The 7,022-nt window shown below is 64.6% G+C and carries 7 protein-coding genes; all 7 read right to left on the bottom strand.

The window, feature by feature from the left end; all coding sequences use genetic code 11:
* Nucleotides 1-151 precede the first annotated feature (151 nt).
* The 7 genes from MJ956_RS11060 to MJ956_RS11030 all read right to left on the bottom strand — a co-directional run bounded on the left by MJ956_RS11060 (nucleotide 152) and on the right by MJ956_RS11030 (nucleotide 6,836).
* Nucleotides 152-1,207 carry a ketopantoate reductase family protein gene (locus tag MJ956_RS11060; RefSeq protein WP_253964523.1) on the bottom strand — a complete coding sequence of 352 codons (1,056 nt, stop codon included), beginning with the start codon at nucleotides 1,205-1,207 and terminating at the stop codon, nucleotides 152-154.
* Nucleotides 1,208-1,518: 311 nt separating this feature from the next.
* On the bottom strand, nucleotides 1,519-2,499 hold the full coding sequence (locus tag MJ956_RS11055) for an alpha/beta hydrolase (RefSeq protein ID WP_253964520.1): 981 nt from the start codon (nucleotides 2,497-2,499) through the stop codon (nucleotides 1,519-1,521).
* Nucleotides 2,500-2,588: 89 nt separating this feature from the next.
* On the bottom strand, nucleotides 2,589-3,527 hold the full coding sequence (locus MJ956_RS11050) for an ornithine cyclodeaminase family protein (protein WP_253964519.1): 939 nt from the start codon (nucleotides 3,525-3,527) through the stop codon (nucleotides 2,589-2,591).
* Nucleotides 3,524-4,075, bottom strand: coding sequence for a GNAT family N-acetyltransferase (locus MJ956_RS11045; protein WP_253964518.1), 552 nt, complete (start codon nucleotides 4,073-4,075; stop codon nucleotides 3,524-3,526). The genes MJ956_RS11050 and MJ956_RS11045 overlap by 4 nt, the downstream gene beginning before the upstream one ends.
* Before the next feature lie 4 nt (nucleotides 4,076-4,079).
* Nucleotides 4,080-4,925: a 3-mercaptopyruvate sulfurtransferase gene (gene sseA, locus MJ956_RS11040; protein WP_253964517.1), complete on the bottom strand. Its 846-nt coding sequence runs from the start codon at nucleotides 4,923-4,925 to the stop codon at nucleotides 4,080-4,082.
* Between the two features lie 100 nt (nucleotides 4,926-5,025).
* Nucleotides 5,026-5,799, bottom strand: coding sequence for an alanyl-tRNA editing protein (locus MJ956_RS11035; protein WP_253964516.1), 774 nt, complete (start codon nucleotides 5,797-5,799; stop codon nucleotides 5,026-5,028).
* Nucleotides 5,796-6,836: a cysteine synthase A gene (locus MJ956_RS11030; protein ID WP_253964515.1), complete on the bottom strand. Its 1,041-nt coding sequence runs from the start codon at nucleotides 6,834-6,836 to the stop codon at nucleotides 5,796-5,798. Before MJ956_RS11030 ends, MJ956_RS11035 begins: the two co-directional genes overlap by 4 nt.
* Nucleotides 6,837-7,022: the final 186 nt, after the last annotated feature.

Below are 7,022 nucleotides of genomic sequence, written 5' to 3'. Positions count from 1 at the left end.
ATCCGCCAGGCGAGGTCAAAACCGGTGGCTCGGATCTCGAGGACGAAATCAACTGCATCATCGGTCGGCTGTATTGAAGTCGCCGGCAAGCCGTACGCCGACCTCGCCCAACCTCCGGCAAGGCGCCTAGTCCGCCTTGCGGGAGGGGACGTCATGCGGCGACCTTGACGCTATTCGCCGCCAGTTTCCGGTCGACCGTGTCGACCGTCGCATTGAGGGCAGGGTGTTCCATCCCGAGCGACAGCCCGATCCGCTGCACCAGCTTGTCGACGCGCTCGATGGTCGTGGCGCCGCCGGCGACAGCCCGCGCCGCGGACGAGGGCTTCAATAGATTTTCAGCGGCCTTGGCATATTTCTCGAACGGCACCTGATCGTCGGGCGATGCGCCGAGGCGGATGACGATCTCGTTGACGAAAGCATAAATCTCCCGCGACAACTCGATGTCGCCATGCACCGCGTCGCGGATGGAAATGGGTTCTCCGGCGGTGATGCAACGGTAGTTTCCGGTCGCCAGCATGCTCCATTTGGCGAGCGGGACATAAAGCGAGTCATGCACGCGGAGCTTGACCGGAACCTCGTGGCCGTCGATCCGCACGGCGTCGATATCGGCGGCCAGTTCGGCCAGGAGCTGGTCGTGGTCCGGGTTGTCGAACCGCGCGACCTTGAAGTTGGTGGGAAGACCGACATGGAGGACGTTGGCCTTTTCTTCGGGGGGGCGGAAGGCCTGCGGGTCAGGCGAGCACAGCGTCATCAGCGCCGGGTCGAACCTGTCCCAGACAACGGCATCGGTGTAGGCGTCCTCGAGCTTGCCGCAGTCCAGCCCCGGCAGGCGCTTGAGGTAGGGCAGGGGCGGCATGTTCATGATCGACATGCACGGCACGGCAGCGTCGGCTGTCCGATTCAGCAGATTCCTGAGGGCCGGATCGCCGTATTGCGGCTCCTGCATGGCGAGACAGACGAGGTCGTAATCGGCGGGATCGACCGCTTCAGGCGTGCGCGCGTCCACTCGCCCGGGCAAATCACGGGAGAACACGCTCCGATGAGAATCCTCTCCCCTCAGGCGGATGCGCACCTCGGGTCCCTCGTCGTTGATCAGCGCCGCCGTGGCAGCCCGGCAAAGCAGCGTGACGTCATGACCGGCCATAGCCAGTTTAGTGCCCAGCAAAGAGCCGTACGAGGCGCCGAGTATGAGAACCTTATGAGGCATTGAGTCTGCTCCCTGGTTGCGGCTTGGAGTGTCACCGTCGTTATCTGGTATACCTAACACCAGAACGCGGATCGCTCCAGGGCGCTCATCCGAATAATCGTCGTTACGCGTGAGGTTGGGGGACGCGGAGGTTTGCCTCAAACTGAGGCAAACCTCCGCTACCGCATTCAACCATCGTGCAAGGATGATGGACGGCGATTCCGGCTAAGTAAAATTCGGAAAATTTACCCGCACCATAAATTAAACTTTGGGCTGATGCGGCGAGTTCAACGTAGCGTGCGCGAACGCGGCCCGCGTCGCGGGTGGCGTGGTCAAGGTGACCGCAGCGATCTGATCCAACCGATGATCTTTTCGGCAAGGGTGTCGGTCGTCTCGGGAGAAAGAATATCGCCGGCGATGACGTGATTCTCCGGATCGCCGCTGGATGACACCAGTACGGTTTTCGTCGGACCGCCCCAGCGCGCCATCACGTCGTCGGTGGCGGCTGGATCGACGATCCGGTCCTCAGGCGAGAACAGCGCGAGCGCCGGTATCGTGATGGCGGACAGGTCGGCGGCGAGGGTCGCGCGGATGAGAGCGGCCATCGGCACCAGCGCGCCGATCGGATAACGCGTCGTCCAGTTCTCGGCTTGCGCCGGATTGATCGGCGTAAAGCCGTGCATGGCACCGCCGATTTGCGGCAGGATCTTGCGCGCGTAGGGCAGATCCAGAAGAAACGCACGGCGGTCTCGCAGGCCGAAATTTGGCGACACCAGAACCAGTCCTTCGACCCCTTCCATCAGGTCAGGAACGGTGGCACCGAGCGTTGCCAGCGTGCCCCCCGTCGACGTCCCGATGACGACGACGCGGTTGCCGATCGTCCGGCCGATCGCGATCGCCTCGGCGAGATCGTTGACCCAGTCGTTGACTTGCGCCTGTTCCATCGCGGCCGGATCGCGACCGTGGCCGGTGAGGCGCATGTAGAAAAGGTTGGCGTCGAGAGCTTTCGCGACGTTGTCGGCGAGGGGGCGCGTTTCGGCCTTCGTCGCCGAGAAACCATGGACATAGACGATGGCGAGCGGCGTCCTGGCGCGGGACGCGGGAAAGGCCCAGACGATTTCCTTCTGGGCATTTGGCCGCAGGTTGGGGATGTCCGCCTCGCTGCGCAGAAGATAGGTGTCGGGGTCGCCGCCGATCACCGCCGTATCGAAGCGGACCGTCGTGTCGACCGGTTCGCGCGGGGCGAGGAACCAGAAGCCGGCGGTCGCCAGTAGCAGGAGAAAACCGAGAGCGAGAGAGATGCGCAGAATCACGAGAACCGTCCATTCGCGGCGGAAGACGATCCTGCTCTACCGCGTCTGCCGTCGTCGGAAAACCACTGGCCGGGAATCTGCATCGCGCCTCAGCCCGCGGCCTCGACGACACGGCGGATGAGGGCTCCGACCATCAGGTCGAGATGGGCGCCGCCGCCATTCTTGAAGACGGTGATCGCGTCGACTCCGCTGCGCCCGGCCTTGCCGGCGCACAGATCAGCGAGGTCGCCGCGAATCGTACCTTCGACGATCGTCCCGGCGTCGAGCGGGATTTGAATCTCGCCGATATGGCCGAATGTGGTGCGGCGCGAATCGACGAACAGCTCCGAGCGCGTCAGCACAGCGTCGTCGGCCTCGCGCATGTCGGGACGAAACGCGCCGATGAGATCGACATGCGTGCCGGGCTTCAGCCATTCCCCCTTGAGGAAGGGCTCGGTGGCCATGGTCGCCGTCGAGACGATGTCCGCCTCGCCGACGGCCACGGCGAGCTCTGCGGCAGCCACGACCGGGATGCGCGAACCCGAATATTCAGCCGCGAGGCGCTCGGCCTTCTCCAAGGTCCGGTTCCAGACGGCAACCGACTCTAGGTCAGGGAAAATCTCGCAATAGGCCTCGATCAGCGAGTGCGCGACGGTGCCGGCGCCGCAGATCAGCAATCTGCGCGAATCCGGGCGCGCCAGCAGCCGAGCGCCGAGAACCGAGTCGCCCGCCGTCTTCCATTTGGTGACGAGAATGCCGTCGACGAGGGCGACCGGCGCGCCGGTAGCGTCGTCGAATAGCAGCATCCCGCCCTGGATCGACGGCAGCGGCGGAGTCTTGCTTTGGTTCTCCGGGTAGATCGTGACGGATTTCAGCGCGATACCGAGACCCTTGATCCAGGCGCCACGGTTGAGCAGGCTGCGGCCGTCCTGCGACAACAGGAGATCGCCGATCTCGGCCTCGGGCTGGCGATGACCGTCGGCGATCGCGTCGGCGATGGAGGTCCAGTCGAGCAGCGGGTCGGCCTCGTCAAATCCGATGAACCTCATGTCGTTTCTTTCGCCACCGGCTGCGTTTTCGTTTCGATTGCCGGAGTCTGGACCCGCCGCGTCGCATAGGGGCGAAATCCATGTCTGCGATAGAGTGGAAGGGCCGCCGGATGGTCGAGCGTATTGGTTTCCAGCGTCAGGCGACCTGCCCCCTCGGCAAACCCGACCGCAATTGCCTTGGACAGAAGATAGTCAGCGAAGCCACGGCCGCGAAACGCCGGCAGGATGCCGAAATGCACGATCCGCGCTTCGCGGACCGAGGGGCGCATCTCGATCTCGAACCAGCCGGCGACGATCTCGCCGCACAGGAGGACGAAGATGCGCGTCGACTCATGGTGGATTTCCCGACTCAACTGGTCGTCGGGCAGCAGCCGCGAGGTCCAGTGATGGGCATCACCGAGCGCGCGGTAGAGCGTTCGGTAGCTGTCGAGCCGGATGTCGTGGACCCGCGTTACGGCGAGCGGTTCGTTAGAATGTGGTTCCGGCACCTCGGTTTGCGAAGGCGCGCGCATTTCCAGGCTGGTGACCTGTGTCGTCAGGAGGCGCATCGTCTCAGCGACCGGTTTCGATCGGCGTATCGCAGGCCGAGCCCCACTCGGTCCACGAGCCGTCGTAAAGCGCGGATTGCCTGTTGCCGAGCGATTCCAGCGCCAGGTTGATGACCGCGGCGGTGACGCCCGAGCCGCAACTGGTGACCACCGGCGCCTCAGGATCGATCCCAGCCTCTGCGAAGATGGCCCGCAAGGCCGCAGCGGATTTCAGCCGGCCGTCTTGCGAAAGGGCCGTGAACGGAACGTTGAAGGCGCCGGGCATGTGACCAGCGCGCACACCGGCCCGCGGCTCCGGTGCCTCGCCGGCGAAACGCCCGGCGGGGCGAGCATCCGCGATCTGCGGGCGCCCCTTCGCCACCGCCGCCTTGACCTCGTCCAGAGAGGCGACCGCGCCGCGATCGAAGGATGCGGCAAAGGTGACAGCCACGGGCGACACGGCTCCGGTCTCGACCGGTAGACCGGCCTCCAGCCAGGCCGGAAAGCCGCCGTCGAGGACACGCACGTCTTTCGCCCCGAAGGTGCGCAGGAGCCACCAGACACGTGGCGCGGTGAACAGGCCGACGCCGTCATAGACGACGATCGTATCGGTCTCCGAAACGCCGAGATCGCCTACGGCCGCAGCGAAGACGTCCGGCGAGGGCAACGTGTGCGGCAAGTTCGAATCGGGATCGACGATTTCGTCCTGGTCGAAGAAGACGGCGCCGGGAATGTGTCCGGCGTCGAACTCGGGCCGGCCGAACCGGTTCTGTGCGGGCAGATACCAGGAGGCATCGATGATCGACAGGCCGGACCGCCCAAGATCTTCGGCAAGATCGGCGGGGGCGATGAGAAACGGGTTCTGGCTCATGGGAGGCCTCAAGAAGGGCGCACCGCGACGACAAGCTGGCGGTCAATAAGGATAGTCCAGCGGCGCGGGCAGCGGCAAGGCCGCGGGCCGGGCGAAAGGGTCAGCCGGGCAGGGGGCCGAAGCGGATGCGAAAGCGGCGGTTCGACTTGCCCTTTTTTTCGATCTTGCCGATGTGAATGTCGCCGACCTCGCCGGTTTCCTGAACATGGGTACCGCCACAGGGCTGGGTATCCACCGAACCGTCTTGGCCGATGCACACCAATCGAATCCGTCCCGAACCGCGCGGCGGCTTGACGTTGGCTGACTTGACCAGGCCGGGATTGGCATCGAGTTCGGCCTCGGTGATCCATCGGGTGAAGACCGGATGGTTTGCCGCGACGAGGTCCATCAATTGCGTTGTTACGCCGGCCTTGTCGGCAAAGGCGTCGGGAATGTCGAAATCGATGCGGCTTTCGTCCTCGCCGAGGGCGGCGCCGGTGATCGGGAACGGGCAGACGACGGTGAGAAGGTGGCAGGCGGTGTGCATGCGCATCAGCTTGTAGCGTCGCTTCCAGTCGACATGCAGCACGAGGGTCTCGCCCGGAACGGGGAGCGAGGAACCGTCCTCGGCGAGCATCAGCACCGTTGCCTTGTCGGACGCGTAGATCGTGTCGACGATCTTGATCTGACGGCCGTCCGCCGTCTCCACGAAGCCGGTGTCGCCGGGCTGGCCGCCACCGGCGGCGAAGAAATTGGTGCGGTCGAACACCAGGCCGCTTTCACCCTCGACGCGGGTCAAAGGGGCTTCCAGGGTCGAGAGATAGGCGTCGTCCTGATAGACGCGCTCGGTCGCCGCGGGCGCGGCGGCGTCGCCAGGTTCTCCCAAGGCGGTCATCCGGCTGCCTCGAACGGGATATCGAAGGCCGGCTTCTCCTCGATCCATGCGGGCACCGGGAGGTCCTTGGAGCGCAGGAAGTCCGGGTTGAACAGCTTTGACTGATAGCGATTGCCGTAGTCGCAGAGGATGGTCACGATGGTGTGGCCGGGGCCCATTTCCCGGGCCATGCGGATGGCGCCGGCGATATTGATGCCGGACGAGCCGCCGAGACACAATCCTTCCTCCATGACGAGTTCGACGACGATCCGCAGTGCCTCGTCATCGGGGATCTGAAAGGCGAAATCCGGGGTATAGCCTTCCAGATTGGCGGTGACGCGGCCCTGGCCGATGCCCTCGGTGATCGAGGAGCCTTCCGACTTCAACTCGCCATGGGCGTACCAGTTGTAGAGCGCGGCACCCATCGGGTCGGCGATGGCGGTCTTGATCTGTCCGGAGCGGCGCTTCAGCCCCTTGGCGACGCCGGCGAGCGTGCCGCCGGTGCCGACGGCGCAGACGAAACCGTCGACCACGCCGGCGGTCTGATGCCAGATTTCCTCGGCCGTGGTCACCACATGACCCTCGCGGTTGGCGACGTTGTCGAACTGGTTCGCCCAGATCGCGCCGGCCGGATGGCTCTTTGCCAGCTGCGCCGCCAGCCTGCCCGACAGCTTCACGTAGTTGTTCGGATTCTTGTAGGGAACCGCTGGCACCTCGACGATCTCCGGACCCATCAGGCGCAGCGCGTCCTTCTTTTCCTCGCTTTGCGTCTCGGGAATGACGATGACGGTGCGATATCCAAGTGCGTCGGCGACCAGGGAAAGGCCGATGCCGGTGTTGCCCGCCGTGCCCTCGACGATGATGCCGCCGGGCTTCAAAAGCCCCTTTTCCTCGGCGTCGCGGACGATGAACAGGCCGGCCCGGTCCTTCACCGACTGTCCGGGGTTCAGGAATTCCGCCTTGCCGTAGATTTCGCATCCGGTTGCCTCGGATGCCTTGTGAAGCCGGATTAGCGGCGTGTTGCCGATGGCATCGAGTACGGAATTATATCGGGACATGAGGCGAAGAACTCGAAAAGGGCGTGGGACAGGTTCGAGCGAACCTATGGCCGCCGGGCGGGGGAGGCAAGATGATCCTGGCGAAGCCATCGCGTTGTTTCTTCGCAACGACCGCAATGAGGCCGATTACGCCAGCCGCCGGCGGGCGGTTCTCCGGACTGATGGTCGGAGCCACCCAAGCCGGGA

The sequence above is a fragment of the Aurantimonas marianensis genome (genome assembly GCF_024195285.1).
Lineage (GTDB): Bacteria > Pseudomonadota > Alphaproteobacteria > Rhizobiales > Rhizobiaceae > Aurantimonas > Aurantimonas marianensis.
Note: the sequence above shows the minus strand (reverse complement) of the source record. Positions and strands in the feature narration are given on the sequence as shown.

What these genes read in the sequence shown, in the direction of transcription:
- MJ956_RS11060 (WP_253964523.1), bottom strand. Translation starts at nt 1,207, where the DNA reads ATGCCTCATAAGGTTCTCATACTCGGCGCCTCGTACGGCTCTTTGCTG.
- MJ956_RS11050 (WP_253964519.1), bottom strand. Translation starts at nt 3,527, where the DNA reads ATGAGGTTCATCGGATTTGACGAGGCCGACCCGCTGCTCGACTGGACC.
- MJ956_RS11045 (WP_253964518.1), bottom strand. Translation starts at nt 4,075, where the DNA reads ATGCGCCTCCTGACGACACAGGTCACCAGCCTGGAAATGCGCGCGCCT.
- sseA (WP_253964517.1), bottom strand. Translation starts at nt 4,925, where the DNA reads ATGAGCCAGAACCCGTTTCTCATCGCCCCCGCCGATCTTGCCGAAGAT.
- MJ956_RS11035 (WP_253964516.1), bottom strand. Translation starts at nt 5,799, where the DNA reads ATGACCGCCTTGGGAGAACCTGGCGACGCCGCCGCGCCCGCGGCGACC.
- MJ956_RS11030 (WP_253964515.1), bottom strand. Translation starts at nt 6,836, where the DNA reads ATGTCCCGATATAATTCCGTACTCGATGCCATCGGCAACACGCCGCTA.